This is a genomic window from Olleya sp. R77988 (assembly GCF_044594215.1).
GTDB lineage: Bacteria > Bacteroidota > Bacteroidia > Flavobacteriales > Flavobacteriaceae > Olleya.
The window spans coordinates 1,152,084-1,169,171 of the sequence record NZ_CP138988.1 but is presented as its reverse complement, the minus strand read 5'-3'; the positions used below and the strand labels follow the sequence as shown (position 1 = coordinate 1,169,171).

The window sequence follows — 17,088 nt, the reverse complement described above, 5'->3', positions numbered from 1 at the left end:
TTTTATAATTTCAATTCTTTAAAAAAGTCTTTATTTTGTTCAAAAGCGGTTCCAATAACAACCAAATCTGCTCCTGCATTGTAAGCTTCCACCAATTGTTTTTTGCTTCTAATTCCTCCTCCTACAATTAAAGGTATTTTTAAATCTTGCTTCACAAAATTAATCATTTTTAAAGGAACAGGGTTTTGGGCTCCACTACCTGCTTCAAGATAAATCAATTTTTTTCCCAATAACTCGCCAGCTTTTGCTGTATCTGCAACTAACTGGTTATTTTTACTACCTATTGGTGTTGTTTTGGTTACTTTTTGAACTGTGGTTTCTTTACCATTTTCAATTAAAATATAACCAGTTGGAATAACTTCTAAATTGGTAGGTTTTAATATAGAAACTGCTTCAATTTGTTTTTCTATTAAGTATTTTGGATTGCGACCAGAAATTAATGACAAAAACAAAATAGCATCAGCATCTTTTGAAATCTGTGTCACATCTCCAGGAAATAAAACTATTGGCAACTTGGTTAAAGGTTTTAATCTTAAAACCAATTGTTGGGTTACTTCAACTTTAACAGTACTTCCTCCAACAAAAATATGTGATATTAAAGATTTATTTATATTATTGGTAAATTGCGATATTGTTTTAACATCAAACTTATCAGGATCTATTAAGATAGCTAACAATTTTTTGTTTTGCGCTTTGGCGGAAAGTATGTCGTTGTAAACACTCATTATTCTATAACATAAGAACAAGTAAATCCTTCAAACTCTAAAAAATTTGCTTTGTATCTCTTTTTTAAACCTTTGTAATCAATCCAACAAAAAGTTTCTGGTGATTGAAAAGTAAATGGAATGACCAAAAAGTGTTCTCTAAACAACATTCCAGGTGTTGCAAATAGTTTATATAACGATTCTTTAATTCCCCAAATAACAGTCAACTTATTAATATAATCTGGTGCTTTTTTGTCTAAATACTCAAATTCATATTCCACAAATTTTTTAGCAATTACACCAATCTTATCACGTTGCTTCTCTACATCTATACCTACTTCTTTATCACTAACTATAACCGCAGAAAAAGTAAAACTATGTGTAATAGAAATATGCTTCCCATTTTTTAAATGTGGTTTTCCATTTGTATCATAATATAAATCTTGATCTGTATAGCCAAAATCCCTAAGCAAATGTCTTACACTTAAAAAACCACGTTGGTGTAATTCGCTTTTCATACCTAAAACACGAGTTAAACTCTCTGGTTTAAGATCTAAGTCTGACAATAAATAGTCGTAAGACTCTTCAATCTTCCATATTTTAACAGTAGTTTGTGAGTTTACAGTAATGGTTTTATATAGAGGCATTTAATATTCTAAAATCTATTAGTTATCTTTGCATCGCCTAAGGCGAATTCAGCATTTTTGTTAAGCGAATTTAACCATTTTAAGTGCTATTGCCAAAGGTGTTTCATTTTATAAAAATTAAGAAATAAAAATATGAGCACAAAAACAATTGCTTACGTACCAAACAAGGTAAAAGACATGTCGCTTGCGGCTTGGGGAAGAAAAGAAATGGATTTAGCTGAAGCTGAAATGCCAGGTTTAATGAGTCTTCGTGAAGAATACAAAAACGAGCAACCTTTAAAAGGAGCACGTATTGCAGGATGTTTACACATGACTATCCAAACAGCTGTTTTAATTGAAACATTACAAGCTTTAGGTGCAGAAGTTACTTGGAGTTCTTGTAACATATTCTCTACACAAGATCAAGCTGCTGCTGCTATAGCTGCTGCTGGAACTGCTGTTTATGCATGGAAAGACATGACAGAAGAAGAATTTGATTGGTGTATCGAGCAAACTTTATTTTTTGGAGAAGACAGACAACCATTAAACATGATTTTAGATGATGGTGGAGATTTAACTAATATGGTTTTAGACCGTTACCCAGAATTATCTGCTGGAATTAAAGGTTTATCTGAAGAAACTACAACTGGAGTCCACAGATTATATGAGCGTGTTAAAAATGGTACATTAACAATGCCAGCTATTAACGTAAACGACTCGGTAACAAAATCTAAATTTGATAACAAATACGGTTGTAAAGAATCTGCAGTAGATGCTATACGTCGTGCAACAGATATTATGTTAGCTGGTAAACGTGTTACTGTTTGTGGTTATGGAGATGTTGGTAAAGGTACTGCTGCATCTTTTAAAGGAGCAGGAAGTATTGTAACTGTAACTGAGATTGATCCAATTTGTGCTTTACAAGCTGCAATGGACGGTTTTGAAGTTAAAAAATTAGAAACTGTTGTTGGAAATAGCGATATCGTAATTACAACTACAGGAAATAAAGACATTGTACGTGCTGAGCATTTTGAAGCAATGAAAGACAAAGTTATAGTATGTAACATTGGTCATTTTGATAACGAAATCCAAATGGATTGGTTAAACGCAAAGCATGGTAATACAAAAGATACTATCAAACCTCAAGTGGATAAGTATAACATAAATGGTAAAGATATTATCATACTTGCAGAAGGACGTTTAGTAAATTTAGGTTGTGCAACAGGACACCCAAGTTTTGTAATGAGTAACTCATTTACAAACCAAACTTTAGCACAAATAGAACTTTGGAAAAACAGTGCAGCATACAAAAATGATGTATACATGTTACCAAAACATTTAGATGAAAAAGTAGCAAAATTACACTTAGAAAAAATTGGTGTTGAGTTAACAGAGTTAGCTCCTTACCAAGCAGAATATATTGGAGTAACTGTAGAAGGACCATATAAGCCAGAGCATTACAGATACTAAATTCCAAATAACGGAAAGTTCAAAAAACCCAAACAGCAATGTTTGGGTTTTTTATTGTCATTTCTCAATCCAATCAAAAATAACTAACTTCACATCATAAATACTATTATTATGCCTTTAGAGAAATTAAATATGACTCTTAGTACATTAGAATCTCATATTGAAAATCACAATATTTCTAATAAAAAAGTCTCTAACGGAAACGTTGCTTGGCATATAGACCACAGTCTTAAGGTTATTAATAATGTTTGCATAGCACTCCAGAAATCAGAACCAGATACGTACAAAAATAATTTTAGTGTTTTAGGAAAAGTATTTTTCACCCTTGGTTTTTTTCCTAGAGGAAAAGCAAAAGCACCAAAACATGTTAAACCACCAGAAGTAATTTTAAAAGAAGATTTAATTTTACAACTACAACAAGCAAAAACTAATATTAAAACTATAACTAGTCTAGATAAAAACGCATATTTTAAACATCCATTATTTGGTCATGTAAACAAATCAAGGATTAATCGTTTTTTGCTACTTCATACTAATCATCATTTAAAGATTATAAATGATCTTTTAAAATAACAACTATTTTAAAACCCAGTTACCAATAACCTTCTAGCTCCTTTAATTCCACATTTTTGATATCTATTGTAGGCTTGAGCAGCTCTTTCTCTAATTTGTAAATCTGTTTCATTTAAAATCCAACCATCAATTGCAGATTTTAAAGTATATGCTTCAGGAGCCATTAATCCAGTAGTCCAAACCAATGGTTTTGATTTTGTTTTCAGTAAATAAGGTTTAAAATAGTCTTTACTAATACAAGCTAAAATTATAGCGTCTCTTTTTTTAGTGTTTATTTGTTCAAAATCCCCTTCTACATCAAAATCCATTAATCCATCATGACCAACATAACTTAACAATTGGGCATCTCCTCCAAAACATAATTCTTGTTCGTTATAGTTTATTTTTAATGAATTATTCCCTGCATTTGCTTCTAAAAAAGCAATTGTAGTTTGTTTAATAAATTCACCATCATAAGCATCAGCAAGTAAATAGGTATTTGTTTTTTTATGTTTAAACAAAACACGTTCAAGAATCTGATTTGTTGGTTTTGTAATAGTTTTAACTAATTTCCAATCTTTACTATTTTTAAAATGGGTTTTTACACCATAAAGCGCACTCCAATATAAATTATTTTTAGTGTCTTGTCCATTACCCAATTTAGCAGGAACAGGAACAATGCCTTGATTTATATTATCACATAGTGCAACAAAAACATGAATAGTTTTAGGTTCAGAATCTTCAGTTGCAAATAAAAATTGTGCAAATAGCAAAAGAATGGTTAGTAGTTTTTTCATTATAATAAAACGCAAAAAAAATTGTTTATTACAATCAAAAAACCCTCTCCAAAGGGAAAGGGTTTTTAAATTATTTAGGAAATAAAATTCTTAAGCTTGAAAAGGCTCAATAGATACGTAAGATCTATTATCTCTTTTCTTAGTAAATTTTACTAAACCATCTACTTTAGCATGTAAAGTGTGGTCTTTTCCTTGGTATACGTTTTCACCTGGATGGTGCGTATTACCTCTTTGTCTTAATATGATATTTCCAGCAATAGCAGCTTGTCCACCAAATATCTTAACACCTAAGCGTTTTGATTCTGATTCTCTACCATTCTTCGAACTACCAACTCCTTTTTTGTGAGCCATGATCTTAAGGTTTTATATTGTTATACTTAAGGTGTTTAGCAATTAAGCTTTACCACCATCTAATTCGTCTTGCCATTTCTTTAACTCATCCCACTTACCATCAGCAGCTAATTTAGCTTGTGCTGGCCAAGTGTCAGTCACGTGATTACCACGTACACCTGCAATGATTTCAGAAATTTTAGCTGCATCCGTTTTTGCTAATTCAGCAAATGTACTAATTCCTGCTTCTACTAAAGTAGATGCAATCTTAGGACCGATACCTTCAACTTTCTTTAAATCATCAGCTTTTCCTGTTGCTTTTTTAGCAGCAGCCTTTTTAGGTGCAGCTTTTTCAGCTTTTGGTGCAGCAGCTTTCGCTTCTACTTTAGGAGTTGCTTTTTTAGTTTCTTTTTTCGGAGCAGCTTTCTTTTCAGCTTTCGCTGCTGGCTTAGCTCCTGAAGCTACAATGCTCTCAATTACAATTTCAGATAAAGATTGTCTGTGTCCATTTTTTACACGGTAACCTTTTCTTCTTTTCTTTTTGAAAACAATAACTTTATCACCTTTAAGGTGCTTTAAGACTTTTGCACTTACTTGTGCTCCGCCTATAGCTGGGGCGCCTACAGTAATGTTAGAACCATCTGCAATTAAAAGAACATTATCAAAAGATACTTTTTGTCCTTCTTCAGTTGCTAAACGGTTAACAAAAACTTTTTGGTCTTTTTCAACTTTAAATTGATGCCCTGCTATCTCTACAATTGCGTACATAGCGTAACGTTTTTATTAATTAATTTATATAAAATAATCTCATTTTCCTGCGAAAACGGATGCAAATATACTCCTAATTAATTAATCTACAAACGTTTTATTCATTTTGAGAACTATTTATCCTCTTTTAAAAAAAATAATGACAACATTGTACATAAGGTCTAAACTATTTATAACATCAAAATCTTAAAGAAAATTACAATTTGATGTTAATTTTTATCAATTAACCATAAAAAATAGACTTCTATTGCTATTTTTGTTAAATCTACTGTAACAAAAACTTACAATAGGCTACTAATCTTTAAATAGTTAATAAAACAATCAAAACATGAAAAAAAGTTTATTTTCATTAGCTGCTTTGCTTTTAGCTGGTTTTACAGCTACTGCCCAAGAAGTTAAGTACGAAGAGTATGATTTAGATAACGGTATGCACGTTATTTTACATCAAGACAATACTGCTCCTGTAGTTACAACATCTGTAATGTATCACGTAGGTGCAAAAGACGAAAATCCTGAACGTACTGGATTTGCTCATTTTTTTGAACACCTTCTTTTTGAAGGAACAGAAAATATTGAACGTGGTGAATGGTTTACAATAGTATCTTCTAATGGAGGAAGCAATAATGCTAATACAACGGATGACAGAACCTATTACTACGAAGTATTTCCTTCAAACAACGTAGAATTAGGTTTATGGATGGAATCTGAACGATTAATGCATCCAATAATTAATCAAATTGGAGTTGATACTCAAAATGAAGTAGTAAAAGAAGAAAAACGTTTACGTGTTGACAACGCACCATATGGTAACATTCTTGCAGAAATCAAGAAATATATGTTTAAAAAACACCCTTACAAAGGAACAACTATTGGTAAAATGGCACATTTAGATGCTGCGACTTTAGAAGAGTTTCAGGCTTTTAATAAAAAATTCTACGTCCCTAATAATGCTGTTTTAGTTGTCGCTGGAGATATTGATGTACCAGCAGTTAAAAAAATGGTGGATGACTATTTTGCTCCTATCCCAAGAGGAAAAGATATTGTTAGAGACTTTCCAAAAGAAGATCCTATTACAGAAACTGTTAAAGCTAAAGCTTACGATAAAAATATTCAAATTCCTGCAGTAATTGCAGCTTACAGAACACCATCTTTTAAAGAGAGAGATGCTTATGTACTTGATATGATTTCAAGTTACTTAAGTGATGGAAAATCTTCTGTTTTATACAAAAAACTTGTGAACCAAAAGAAAATGGCACTTCAAGTTGCAGCTGTTAACTTAAGTCAAGAAGATTATGGAACTTATGCACTATTTGCATTACCATTAGGTGATGTATCTTTAGATGATTTAGTATCAGAAATGGACGAGGAAGTGGTAAAAATCCAAAATACTTTAATCTCTGATAAAGATTACCAAAAACTTCAAAACAAATTTGAGAATCAATTTGTAAACTCTAATTCTAGTGTTTCTGGAATTGCAAACTCTTTAGCACGATATTACATGTTATATGGTAATACCGAATTAATAAATACTGAAATAAACATTTACAAGTCTATTTCTAGAGAAGAAATGCAAGCAGTTGCAAAGAAATACTTAAATCCTAATCAACGACTGATTTTAGAATATTTACCTAAAAAAGATGACAACTAAAAAAGACTATATAATCATGAAAAAAATAACAACCTTAGTTGCATTATTATTTGTCTCAATTTCTGCAATTGCGCAAATTGATAAATCTAAGCAACCAGAACCAGGACCAGCTCCTGCAATAACGTTAGAAGTCCCTGGAGAATTTGAACTTAGAAATGGACTTAAAGTTTTAGTAGTAGAAAACCATAAATTACCACGTGTATCTTACTCTCTAACAATTGATAATTCACCAATAGCTGAAGGTGAAAAAGCAGGTGTTTCTAGTTTATTAGGAGCAATGTTAGGTAACGGAACAACATCTATTTCTAAAGATGTCTTTAATGAAGAAATTGACTTTTTAGGAGCAAGACTTGGATTTAGTTCTCAAGGTGCTTTTGCAAGTTCTCTTTCTAAATACTCAGATCGTATTTTACAATTAATGGCAGATGCAGCAATGAATCCGTTATTAACAGAAGAAGAATTTCAGAAAGAAAAAAGCAAAGCTATTGAAGGCATTAAAAGTGAAGAAAAAAGTGTAGATGCAGTTGCTGGACGTGTTGGTAGCGCATTAGCATATGGTAAAAAACACCCTTATGGAGAATTTGTAACTGAAGCAACACTAAACAATGTTACTTTAGACAATGTAAGAGCTTTTTACACTAAATACTTTAATCCAAATAATGCATACTTAGTAATTGTAGGAGATGTAGATTTTAAAACGGTAGAAAAGCAAGTTAAAAAGTACTTCAAAAAATGGGATAAAGGTATTGACTTTACAACCAATGTAGTGACTCCTTATGTAAATGTAGCACAAACAGAAATTGATTTTATTGACATGCCAAATGCAGTACAATCTAATATCTCTTTGACTAATAATGTAAACTTAAAAATGAATGATGCAGATTATCATTCTGTGCTAATTGCTAACAAAATTCTTGGTGGTGGTTTTAACAGCTACTTAAACATGAATTTAAGAGAAGCAAATGCATGGACTTATGGTGCACGTTCAAGTATAGGTACAAGTCGTTATGGTGCATCACGTTTTAAAGCTGGTGCAGCAGTAAGAAACATGGTAACAGATAGTGCTATAGTTGAAACTTTAAAAGAAATTAAAAAAATTAAAGAACAACCTGTTACAGCAGAAGCATTAGCTAATGCAAAAGCTAAATACGTTGGAGATTTTGTTTTAGCACTTGAAAACCCTCAAACTATTGCACGCTACGCATTAAACATTAAGTTAAATAACTTACCAAAAGATTTTTACAAAACGTATTTATCAAAAATTAATGCAGTTACAATAGAGGATGTACAACGTGTATCAAACACTTATTTTAAGCCAGAAAACGCAAGAATTGTAGTTGTTGGTAAAGGAAGTGAGATTTTATCAAGTCTTGAAAAAACAGGAATACCTGTTAAATATTATGACAAATATGCTACTGCTACTGAGAAGCCTGAATATGAAATAGAAATGCCTGCAGACATCAATGTAAATAAAGTATTAAACACTTATATCGATGCTATAGGTGGAAGAAGTACCTTAGACAAGGTAAATTCTGTATTTATTAATGCTGAAGCAGAGTTACAGCCTGGAATGGTAATGAATATGGAAATGAAAAAAACAGTTAAAAACCAAATGTCTCAAGAAGTAAAAGCAATGGGACAAACCATGATGAGAAAAGTTTTTGATGGAAATGGTGGTTATGTTGTTAGTCAAGGACAACGTAAAGAAATGACAGATGCAGAATTGAAAGAGTCTCAATCAGAAACGTCTCCCTTTCCTGAAGTTAACTACCTAAATGGTGGTGTAACTTTAGAAAAAATAGAAAACATTGATGGTGAAAACGCGTATAAAGTTAACATATCAGAAACCAAATCAATTTACTATAGTGTAGCGTCTGGCTTAAAAATTAAAGCAGTAGAAACTAATCCTATGGGATCTGCCTCAACTTATTATACAGACTATAAAGAAGTTGGTGGTGTTAAGTTTCCGTTTAAGATCTCTCAAACTATGGGACCACGTAAATTTGATTTTCTTGTAAAAGAAATTAAAGTTAACGAAGGTGTATCTGATTCAGATTTTGATTAATAAAATAATCAATATTATAATTAAATCCGAAGTTTAAACGCTTCGGATTTTTTTTGGTTTTCTATTTGCTAGATAAACACCAATCAAGATAATTAAGGTGCCTAAAGCTTGTATCCAACTAAAAGTTTCGCCATCTAATAAACCCCAAGTCAGTGCTACAATTGGCATAATATAAGTAACTGAAGACGCAAAAACTGGCGTTGACATTTGTACCAATTTATTAAATAACACTTTTGCTAAAGCTGTTCCAAAAAAAGATAAAATAGCAACGTATCCAATTGAAGTTACAAAGATTTGTTTATTAAAATTTTCAGGCTTAAAAAAACCTGTAAATAATAGTATAATTAGCGCAGGAATAAAAATAACAACATAATTACCTACTGCAATTGTTAATGGTTTAACATCCTGTAAATAACGCTTAATAATATTTACATTTGCTGCATACATTAAAGTAGAAGCTATAACAAAACCAGCATATAAATAGTTTTGATTAGGGTTTAAATCTGCACCTTCAAGTATTAATATTGACGTTCCAATAAAACCAATAACAACTCCAAAAACCTGTCTAGAATTAGTTGCGATTTTAAAAACAGCTGCACCAAGTAAAACCGTATTTAAAGGCACCAAACTATTTAAAACAGACACAACAGCACTATCAATTTGGGTTTCTGCAATAGCAAAGAAAAACGAAGGGATAAAAGAACCTAAAAGACCTGATAATGTTAACCAAATCCAGCTTTCTTTTTTAATTAATTTAACGTTTTTATATCCAGCTGCAAACAAAAACAATCCAGTAATTATAGTTCTTAAAGCTCCTAATTGATACGCATTTAAGCCTAATAAAGCCTTTTTAATTAAAATAAAAGAGGTACCCCAAATTAAAGACAAAACAAGTAAATACACCCATTTTGTAGTATTGTTATTTTGCATAGCTAAGTTTTACAACACAAAAATCGATTATTAAAAACAATAAAGCATAATATTTAGTAGTTTTGTGCTAATAATCATATAATTAAATACTATTAAAAAATGAAATCTATAAAACACATACTTGTATTAGCTTTAGTTACTGTATTTGCTTTTAGCTGTAAAAACGAAGCCACTCCAGAAGTAAAAACATCACCATCTTCTGACAATACAGAAGCAACAACAAAAAGCAAAATTAATCCTGATGCTAAATTGGCTAAAGCCGAATTTAAAATAGAAGGAATGACTTGCGCGATGGGTTGTGCAAAAACTATTGAGAAAAAAATGGCTAAAATGGAAGGTGTAAAATCTGCAAAAGTAGATTTTGACAAGCAATTAGCAATGGTAGAATATGATGAAGCTATTGTAACACCTGCATCTTTAGAAAAAACAGTAACTAGCGTTGCCGATACATATAAAGTAAAAGACATGCATACAGTTGATGCTTTTTCTGGTGCTAAAAAAACTTGCGACGCTAACAAAAAAGAATGTGACGCAAAATCTAAATGCAAACCAGACTGTACTAAAAAAGATTGTAAAGACTGTGCTGCTAAAAAAGCTGAATGCAAAAAAACTTGTGACGCTAACAAAAAAGAGTGTGACTCAAAATCTAAATGTAAAGCAGACTGTACTAAAAAAGACTGTAAAGACTGTGCTGCTAAAAAAGCTGAATGCAAAAAGAAATGTGCTAGCAAAACTGAAGCAGAAAAAAAAGCTTGTGCTAAAGATTGTAAAAAAGCATGTTGTACTGGAGTTAAAAAAGCTTAATAACAACTACTTATAATTAAAAAAAGCTTCGGGAAATCGAAGTTTTTTTTTGGAAAAAATTCACTTTTAATAAAATTTTTTTATGTTAAAAACAGCAGTTATTCACCCTACAATTATGGAAGCACTAGCACGCTCAGGACATTTTGCTCAAGTGGTCATTGCAGATGGAAATTTACCAGTTGGTGCCAAGACAGGCCCTAACTCTACAACAGTTCACTTAAACTTTAAACCTGGATTATTAGACGCTATTACAGTACTTGAAGGTTTACTAGAAGTTTGCCCTATCCAAGGTGCAATTGTTATGAAAAAACCTGCTGAAGCTAAAGCAGACGTACATGAAGCTTATAAAAACTTACTAGGAGATGTCACTTGGGATGAGATGGAACGTTGGGCTTTTTATGACAAAATAAGAGAACCTGCTACAACATTAATAATTCAAACTGGAGAACAACGTCGTTTTGCTAATTTAATTTTAACTGTTGGCGTTGTAAAAATGGCAGAAGAAAGTAACTTTTAAAAATTTAATTTACTGTTTCCATTGTACGCTTTCCATAATGCGTTTAATGTCTTTTTGTAAATAATTAGCTGCTGGTAAGATAGAATCATAATTTGGCTTGGCATAAAAGTATAAAGAGCCAGTTAAAAAATGATTTAAACTGTCTGTTATATAAAACTGGGATTGGGATGCTGCATTACCTCCAACCTCATAAAACATTCCGTATACTTTTGTTTCTGGGTTTTCCCAAACAAATTCTTCAATTGCATCTGCTTTTTTTGTGTGTTCTTGAGTAAAATTTTGGGCGTTTTTTAAATATTGTGTTAAACGCTGTTTACCATCTATAGCTTTATAGGTTAAATAAATGGTTCCTTTTAATTTTTTGTATTCTAAATTTAATCCAAAACTTTCAACATCATCTTTTAATGGTTTATACTTTATAGTGTCACTCTGGGTATTTCTATCAAAAGTAAAAGGTAAATCTTGATTATACCTTTTATATTCTGCTTGTGGATATTCTAAACGCAAATACCCTTTTGGCTTAGGGATAGGGTCGTTACCACAACTAAATAGTGTGATATAGGTTAATAGAATTATTATTGTGTTTTTCATAATAAGATCAATTAAACATACTTTTTGTGACTTTTAATTTAAATTATGGTAAAGTAATTTTTACGCGTTTTATTCGTTTTTTGTCTAATGCTTCAATAGTAAAAACGTATTTGTCAAAATTTATTTTACTGTTTCGTTTTGGAAAACCTCCAGAATTTTCTAAAATAAAACCTGCAAGCGTTTCTGCTTCTCCTTTTTTATCTTCAAAAACAGCATCATCTTCAAATTTTAAAATTTTATAAAAATCTTTTAAAGCAGTTTTTCCTTCAAACACATAATTTTTATCATCCAATTTAGAGTAAATTAAATCTTCGTCATCAAACTCATCACTAATATCTCCTACAATTTCTTCAATTACATCTTCTAAAGACACCAAACCAGAAGTCCCTCCATATTCATCTACTACAACAGCAAGGTGTACTTTTTTTTCTTGAAACTCTGCCATCAAGTCGTCTAGTTTTTTGTTTTCTGGAACAAAAAATGGCTCGCGTAAAAGTGTTGTCCAGTCAAAGGTTTTCTTGTCAATATATGGCAATAAATCTTTAACATAAAGTACACCCACAATGTTATCAATATTATCTTTATACACTGGAATTCTGGAATACCCTTTATCTATAATTTCTGAAATAATCTGACTATAAGGCTGCTCAACACTTAAAGCAAATACATCAATACGTGGTTGCATCACTTGTTTTGTATCTGTATTACCAAAATTGACAATTCCTTGAAGTATTTTTTGTTCTTCTTTAGTTGTATCATCCTCACTTGTTAGCTCTAAAGCATGTGACAATTGATCGATACTTAAATTGGTTTTTTGCTTTCCTAATTTATTATGCATTCTTAAAGTTATGCTTCGCATTGGTCTGCTTATTGGAGAAAACAACACATCTAAAACACGTAATGGATATGCCATAAAAGTGGCAAATTTTAAATTATTACGACTAGCATAAATTTTTGGCAAAATCTCTCCAAATAAAAGTATTAAAAAAGTAACAACAACAACTTCTACTGTAAACTTAACAATTGTAGAGGTTATGCCTGAAAACATATAATTACCTAAAAAAGCAAATAGGATTACAATACCAATATTTATAAGATTATTAGCTACTAATATAGTTGCTAAAAGTTTTTTTGGACGTTCTAACAATTTACTAATAATCTTAATTTTCTTTTTGCCTTGTAAAGCTTCGTCTTCTAGGTCAGATTTTGATAAAGAAAATAATGCTACTTCTGCACCAGATATCATTGCAGAACATATTAAAAGTATTATTAATAGCACAAAACCTAGTGCAATATTAATATTGTTTGTAACTATTAAGGCTATAAAACGCGAGGGTTCGGGATCCATAATTAATTATTAAAACGGAAGATCGTCGTCACTTGATATTGGTTTTGACGCTGGTTTTTCTGTATTTGGTATTGCTTTTTGTTGTGTATTATTATTTGAAGCTGTTGCTGAACCTGTTGAAGCTTCTGCTTCTCTTTTAGTGCTTAAAAAAGTAAAATCATTGACTTGTATTTCTGTACTATAACGATCGTTTCCAGAATCGTCTTGCCATTTTCTGGTTTTAATACGTCCTTCTACATATACTTTATCACCTTTTGTTAGGTATTTTTCGCAAATCTCTGCTGCTTTATTACGTACAACAATATTATGCCATTCTGTATTTGTAACACGTTCGTTAGTTTGTTTACTAGTGTAAGTCTCATTAGTAGCTAACGGAAAACGACCAACGCAACCACCTCCTTCAAAATAGTGCATTTTTACTTCGTCTCCTAAATGCCCAATTAGCATTACTTTATTTAAAGTTCCTGACATAAATCTTGGTTTTTACCGCTACAAAATTACAGCTTTAAGCTTCAATGTAAATAAATTTAATAAAAAATATTGAAGTGTTGCCTTTTTGATTTTAAAAATTAAAATTTTCTATAAAATTTCCAATTAAAATAGGGACAGGATATTCTTCAATTGTATCTATTAAAATTCCATTAGACAATTTTTTATCTATAGTTAAAATCCAAAATTTAGTATATAAATGTTGATGCGATAATTTATGAATAATTACAGCTTCATTATATAATGACAAATCAACTTGTTTTTCTTTTATAAAACCTAGTGTTTCAATTTCTTTTTTTATTGTTAAAATTGTGGCTTCTTTATCTGTTTCTACTAACGGAAATTGATAAAGGTTTTGCCAAATACCACTACCTTTTCTTTGTTCTAAATAAGTTTTATTGTCTGCAGATAATACTACAATAAAATTGAAATGCTTTTTGGCAACCTTAGTTTTTTTCAGCTTGACTGGTAGATCGCTTATCATGTTTTTTTGAAGAGCAATACATTTGGTATTAAATGGACAACTATTACAATCTGGGTTTTTAGGCTTACAAAGTCGTGCACCAAATTCCATTATTGCTTGATTAAAAGTGGCTGGTTGTTTTTTATCAATTAATTGTTGGGCTAATTGTTTAAACTCTTTAAACCCTTTTCCTGTATTTATTGGTGTATCAATTCCATAAATCCTAGACAATGCTCTATAAACATTACCATCTACAACTGCAGTTGCTTTATTAAAACAAATAGACGCTATTGCACTTGCTGTATAGTCTCCAACACCTTTAAGTTTTAAAATATCATCAAAAGTATCAGGAAATTTACCATTCATTTCAGTTACAATATATTTAGCAGAAGCATGTAGGTTTCTAGCTCTAGAATAATAACCCAATCCTTGCCATAATTTTAAAACCTCTTGTTCTTCCGCTTTAGCGAGATCAAAAACAGTAGGAAAATGAGATGTAAATTTATTATAATATGGTAAGCCTTGAGCAACTTGGGTTTGTTGTAATATGATTTCTGAAAGCCATATAAAATAAGGGTTTGTAGTATTACGCCAAGGTAAATCCCTTTTGTTATCTGTATACCAATTAATTAGTTGTTTTGATAGGTTCATTTATTAGAAAAAAGTAAGAAAAGCAAAAGTAAAGTTTATCGCATTAAATTTTAATGAATTAGGTTTGAAATATTGAATATTAAATCCCTATATTTGCCAACCCTTAGAAAAATTAATAACGCAAATAAGAGACGAAAATGACTAAAGCTGATTTAGTAGCAAAGATTACAGAGAAATTAGGAATTGAAAAAGGAGATGTACAGGCAACTGTAGAAACTTTTATGGAAGAAGTTAAAACATCTTTAGAAGGTGGAGACAATGTATACCTTAGAGGATTTGGTAGCTTCATCATTAAAACAAGAGCAGAAAAAACAGGAAGAAACATTTCTAAAAATACAACTATCAAAATTCCTGCTCACAACATTCCAGCGTTTAAACCTGCAAAAGTATTTGTAGAGGGTGTAAAAACTAAAGTAGACGTAAAGTAAAAAACATTATAAACGAATTATTAATTTAAAAAACATTAACCTATGCCAAGTGGTAAGAAACGTAAAAGACACAAGGTTGCAACGCATAAGCGTAAAAAACGTAGACGTGCTAATCGTCACAAAAAGAAAAAATAATTCAAAAAAGTAGTTTTTTAACTACTTTTTTGGGTTACTAAATTATCGTTCTTTGAAAATAGAGTTTAAATTTTAAAACGTATAACCTTGCGTATTTATTAAACTCAACCGGATTTAAAAAATCCTGTGAAATATCCTAACTATAGTAGTTAGGGTAATGTATAATCCATCTATACTTAATTGTATGGATAAAAATTAACCTAAATGGATAAAGAATTAATTATTAGATCTAGTCCAGAAGCTGTTGATTTTGCCTTATTAAAAGATGGAAAATTAATTGAATTACATAAAGAGGAAGATGGTAACAACTTTGCGGTTGGTGATGTGTTTATCGCCAAAATAAGAAAAGCTGTTCCTGGTTTAAATGCTGCATTTGTAAATGTAGGATATGAGAAAGATGCATTTTTGCATTATCATGATTTAGGCCCAAAAATTTCTTCTCTTTTAAAATTCACAAAAAGTGTAAGCACAGGTAAACTAAAAGATTTTTCTTTAAAAAATTACCCATTTGAAAAAGATATTGATAAAGGCGGAAAAATTTCTGACGTCTTAAAATCAAATCAGTCTATTTTAGTACAAATAGTAAAAGAACCTATATCTACAAAAGGCCCAAGGATAAGCTCTGAGCTTTCCATAGCTGGTAGATACATTGTTTTAGTGCCATTTTCTGATCGTATTTCAATCTCGCAAAAGATAGAAAGTAAAGAAGAAAAAGAGCGCTTAAAACGTTTAGTTAGGAGTATTACTCCTCAAGGTTTTGGAGTTATTGTACGTACAGTAGCAGAAGGCAAAAAAGTAGCCGAACTAGATAAAGATTTACAAAATTTGCTTAGTCGTTGGACTGCAATGTGTAAAAAATTACATAAAGCTAATCATCCTACCAAAGTATTAGGAGAATTAAATAAAGCCTCTTCAATTTTAAGAGATATATTTAATGATTCCTTTACTGGTATTAATGTAGATGATGAAGCTTTACACGTTCAAATAAAAGAATATGTGCAGCAAATTGCACCAAAAAAAGAATCAATAGTAAAATTACATCAGTCTAAAGTTCCAATTTTTGAAAAATTTGGAATTGCAAGACAAATAAAAACTGCTTTTGGAAAAACAGTCTCTATGGCTAAAGGTGCATACCTTGTTATAGAACATACGGAAGCACTTCACGTCATTGATGTAAATAGTGGTAATAGATCTAACAAATCAAACTCACAAGAAGACACAGCTCTAGAAGTAAACTTGATTTCTGCAACAGAAGTTGCAAGACAATTAAGATTACGTGATATGGGTGGAATTATTGTAGTAGATTTTATAGACCTAAATACTGCTGAACACAGAAAAAAACTATTTAATCATCTTCGTGACGAAATGAAAGATGATAGAGCCAAACACAAAATATTACCTCCTAGTAAGTTTGGATTGATTCAGATTACACGTCAAAGAGTACGACCAGAAATGAATATTAAAACCAGAGAGGAAAACCCTAATGGCTTTAAAGGACAAGAAGTCGAAGCACCAATTAATATAGTGCCTAAAATAACTCATGACTTAGAACAATTATTAAAAAAAGACTATAAAAAGGTGACCTTAAACACACATCCCTTTATAGCAGCCTTTTTAACAAAAGGTTTTCCATCAATTCGTTCAAAATGGTTTTTTGAACACAAAAAATGGGTAAAAGTACAACCAAGAGATGCTTACACATACCTTGAATATCATTTTTTTGATAAAAATGGTAAACAAATTAAATAACAAAAAAGCCTTACTAATAATTA

General features: G+C 30.9%; 18 protein-coding genes. 8 read left to right on the top strand and 10 right to left on the bottom strand.

The genetic code is table 11. The features are described from left to right. Positions 1 to 2: 2 nt before the first annotated feature. Both SJY17_RS05230 and SJY17_RS05225 read right to left on the bottom strand, forming a co-directional pair. A complete protein-coding gene (locus SJY17_RS05230; protein WP_397364430.1) occupies positions 3 to 725 on the bottom strand; it encodes a geranylgeranylglyceryl/heptaprenylglyceryl phosphate synthase in 723 nt (240 codons plus the stop codon). After that, positions 725 to 1,351 carry a 4'-phosphopantetheinyl transferase family protein gene (locus SJY17_RS05225; protein WP_397364429.1) on the bottom strand — a complete coding sequence of 209 codons (627 nt, stop codon included), beginning with the start codon at positions 1,349 to 1,351 and terminating at the stop codon, positions 725 to 727. The genes SJY17_RS05230 and SJY17_RS05225 overlap by 1 nt, the downstream gene beginning before the upstream one ends. Positions 1,352 to 1,483: 132 nt before the next feature. On the opposite strand from SJY17_RS05225, the gene ahcY reads away from it, so the two are divergent. Further along, positions 1,484 to 2,800, top strand: coding sequence for an adenosylhomocysteinase (ahcY, locus tag SJY17_RS05220; protein ID WP_397364428.1), 1,317 nt, complete (start codon positions 1,484 to 1,486; stop codon positions 2,798 to 2,800). Between the two features lie 111 nt (positions 2,801 to 2,911). Continuing rightward, a complete protein-coding gene (locus tag SJY17_RS05215; RefSeq protein ID WP_397364427.1) occupies positions 2,912 to 3,373 on the top strand; it encodes a DUF1569 domain-containing protein in 462 nt (153 codons plus the stop codon). An 8-nt stretch (positions 3,374 to 3,381) separates the two neighbouring features. On the opposite strand, the gene SJY17_RS05210 is transcribed toward SJY17_RS05215, so the two are convergent. The 3 genes from SJY17_RS05210 to rplU all read right to left on the bottom strand — a co-directional run bounded on the left by SJY17_RS05210 (position 3,382) and on the right by rplU (position 5,247). Next, positions 3,382 to 4,149 carry a hypothetical protein gene (locus tag SJY17_RS05210; RefSeq protein WP_397364426.1) on the bottom strand — a complete coding sequence of 256 codons (768 nt, stop codon included), beginning with the start codon at positions 4,147 to 4,149 and terminating at the stop codon, positions 3,382 to 3,384. A gap of 90 nt (positions 4,150 to 4,239) precedes the next feature. Continuing rightward, a complete protein-coding gene (gene rpmA, locus SJY17_RS05205; RefSeq protein ID WP_397364425.1) occupies positions 4,240 to 4,500 on the bottom strand; it encodes a 50S ribosomal protein L27 in 261 nt (86 codons plus the stop codon). Between the two features lie 42 nt (positions 4,501 to 4,542). After that, positions 4,543 to 5,247: a 50S ribosomal protein L21 gene (rplU, locus tag SJY17_RS05200; RefSeq protein ID WP_397364424.1), complete on the bottom strand. Its 705-nt coding sequence runs from the start codon at positions 5,245 to 5,247 to the stop codon at positions 4,543 to 4,545. Between the two features lie 328 nt (positions 5,248 to 5,575). On the opposite strand from rplU, the gene SJY17_RS05195 reads away from it, so the two are divergent. Together SJY17_RS05195 and SJY17_RS05190 are read left to right on the top strand one after the other, a co-directional pair. Continuing rightward, the gene (locus tag SJY17_RS05195; protein ID WP_397364423.1) at positions 5,576 to 6,895 is read left to right on the top strand and encodes a M16 family metallopeptidase; all 1,320 of its coding nucleotides are present in this window, start codon (positions 5,576 to 5,578) and stop codon (positions 6,893 to 6,895) included. Positions 6,896 to 6,911: 16 nt separating this feature from the next. Further along, positions 6,912 to 8,960: a M16 family metallopeptidase gene (locus tag SJY17_RS05190; protein ID WP_397364422.1), complete on the top strand. Its 2,049-nt coding sequence runs from the start codon at positions 6,912 to 6,914 to the stop codon at positions 8,958 to 8,960. Between the two features lie 33 nt (positions 8,961 to 8,993). Here the strand turns inward: SJY17_RS05190 and SJY17_RS05185 are convergent, their stop codons facing one another. Next, the gene (locus SJY17_RS05185) at positions 8,994 to 9,890 is read right to left on the bottom strand and encodes a DMT family transporter (RefSeq protein WP_397364421.1); all 897 of its coding nucleotides are present in this window, start codon (positions 9,888 to 9,890) and stop codon (positions 8,994 to 8,996) included. Between the two features lie 99 nt (positions 9,891 to 9,989). Between SJY17_RS05185 and SJY17_RS05180 the strand changes: the two genes are divergently transcribed. Further along, entirely contained in the window at positions 9,990 to 10,694 is a 705-nt protein-coding gene (locus SJY17_RS05180; protein WP_397364420.1) for a heavy-metal-associated domain-containing protein, read from the top strand. A gap of 82 nt (positions 10,695 to 10,776) precedes the next feature. Next, on the top strand, positions 10,777 to 11,211 hold the full coding sequence (locus SJY17_RS05175; RefSeq protein ID WP_397364419.1) for an RbsD/FucU domain-containing protein: 435 nt from the start codon (positions 10,777 to 10,779) through the stop codon (positions 11,209 to 11,211). Between the two features lie 9 nt (positions 11,212 to 11,220). Here SJY17_RS05175 and gldD read toward each other — a convergent pair whose 3' ends face one another. The 4 genes from gldD to mutY form a co-directional block, all read right to left on the bottom strand. Next, positions 11,221 to 11,802 carry a gliding motility lipoprotein GldD gene (gldD, locus tag SJY17_RS05170; RefSeq protein ID WP_397364418.1) on the bottom strand — a complete coding sequence of 194 codons (582 nt, stop codon included), beginning with the start codon at positions 11,800 to 11,802 and terminating at the stop codon, positions 11,221 to 11,223. Between the two features lie 43 nt (positions 11,803 to 11,845). Further along, on the bottom strand, positions 11,846 to 13,150 hold the full coding sequence (locus SJY17_RS05165; protein WP_397364417.1) for a gliding motility-associated protein GldE: 1,305 nt from the start codon (positions 13,148 to 13,150) through the stop codon (positions 11,846 to 11,848). A 9-nt stretch (positions 13,151 to 13,159) separates the two neighbouring features. Continuing rightward, positions 13,160 to 13,621: a single-stranded DNA-binding protein gene (locus SJY17_RS05160; RefSeq protein ID WP_397364416.1), complete on the bottom strand. Its 462-nt coding sequence runs from the start codon at positions 13,619 to 13,621 to the stop codon at positions 13,160 to 13,162. Positions 13,622 to 13,712: 91 nt separating this feature from the next. Continuing rightward, positions 13,713 to 14,753 carry an A/G-specific adenine glycosylase gene (gene mutY / locus SJY17_RS05155; RefSeq protein ID WP_397364414.1) on the bottom strand — a complete coding sequence of 347 codons (1,041 nt, stop codon included), beginning with the start codon at positions 14,751 to 14,753 and terminating at the stop codon, positions 13,713 to 13,715. A 137-nt stretch (positions 14,754 to 14,890) separates the two neighbouring features. Here mutY and SJY17_RS05150 point away from each other — a divergent pair, with 137 nt between their 5' ends. Together SJY17_RS05150 and SJY17_RS05145 are read left to right on the top strand one after the other, a co-directional pair. Then, a complete protein-coding gene (locus tag SJY17_RS05150; RefSeq protein WP_397364413.1) occupies positions 14,891 to 15,181 on the top strand; it encodes an HU family DNA-binding protein in 291 nt (96 codons plus the stop codon). A gap of 339 nt (positions 15,182 to 15,520) precedes the next feature. Next, a complete protein-coding gene (locus SJY17_RS05145) occupies positions 15,521 to 17,065 on the top strand; it encodes an Rne/Rng family ribonuclease (protein WP_397364412.1) in 1,545 nt (514 codons plus the stop codon). The last annotated feature ends 23 nt before the right edge of the window (positions 17,066 to 17,088 follow it).

Bases quoted from the DNA above. Each gene is read 5' to 3' on its own strand.
- SJY17_RS05230 (WP_397364430.1), bottom strand. From the start codon at position 725: ATGAGTGTTTACAACGACATACTTTCCGCCAAAGCGCAAAACAAAAAA.
- SJY17_RS05225 (WP_397364429.1), bottom strand. From the start codon at position 1,351: ATGCCTCTATATAAAACCATTACTGTAAACTCACAAACTACTGTTAAA.
- ahcY (WP_397364428.1), top strand. From the start codon at position 1,484: ATGAGCACAAAAACAATTGCTTACGTACCAAACAAGGTAAAAGACATG.
- SJY17_RS05215 (WP_397364427.1), top strand. From the start codon at position 2,912: ATGCCTTTAGAGAAATTAAATATGACTCTTAGTACATTAGAATCTCAT.
- SJY17_RS05210 (WP_397364426.1), bottom strand. From the start codon at position 4,149: ATGAAAAAACTACTAACCATTCTTTTGCTATTTGCACAATTTTTATTT.
- rpmA (WP_397364425.1), bottom strand. From the start codon at position 4,500: ATGGCTCACAAAAAAGGAGTTGGTAGTTCGAAGAATGGTAGAGAATCA.
- rplU (WP_397364424.1), bottom strand. From the start codon at position 5,247: ATGTACGCAATTGTAGAGATAGCAGGGCATCAATTTAAAGTTGAAAAA.
- SJY17_RS05195 (WP_397364423.1), top strand. From the start codon at position 5,576: ATGAAAAAAAGTTTATTTTCATTAGCTGCTTTGCTTTTAGCTGGTTTT.
- SJY17_RS05190 (WP_397364422.1), top strand. From the start codon at position 6,912: ATGAAAAAAATAACAACCTTAGTTGCATTATTATTTGTCTCAATTTCT.
- SJY17_RS05185 (WP_397364421.1), bottom strand. From the start codon at position 9,890: ATGCAAAATAACAATACTACAAAATGGGTGTATTTACTTGTTTTGTCT.
- SJY17_RS05180 (WP_397364420.1), top strand. From the start codon at position 9,990: ATGAAATCTATAAAACACATACTTGTATTAGCTTTAGTTACTGTATTT.
- SJY17_RS05175 (WP_397364419.1), top strand. From the start codon at position 10,777: ATGTTAAAAACAGCAGTTATTCACCCTACAATTATGGAAGCACTAGCA.
- gldD (WP_397364418.1), bottom strand. From the start codon at position 11,802: ATGAAAAACACAATAATAATTCTATTAACCTATATCACACTATTTAGT.
- SJY17_RS05165 (WP_397364417.1), bottom strand. From the start codon at position 13,150: ATGGATCCCGAACCCTCGCGTTTTATAGCCTTAATAGTTACAAACAAT.
- SJY17_RS05160 (WP_397364416.1), bottom strand. From the start codon at position 13,621: ATGTCAGGAACTTTAAATAAAGTAATGCTAATTGGGCATTTAGGAGAC.
- mutY (WP_397364414.1), bottom strand. From the start codon at position 14,753: ATGAACCTATCAAAACAACTAATTAATTGGTATACAGATAACAAAAGG.
- SJY17_RS05150 (WP_397364413.1), top strand. From the start codon at position 14,891: ATGACTAAAGCTGATTTAGTAGCAAAGATTACAGAGAAATTAGGAATT.
- SJY17_RS05145 (WP_397364412.1), top strand. From the start codon at position 15,521: ATGGATAAAGAATTAATTATTAGATCTAGTCCAGAAGCTGTTGATTTT.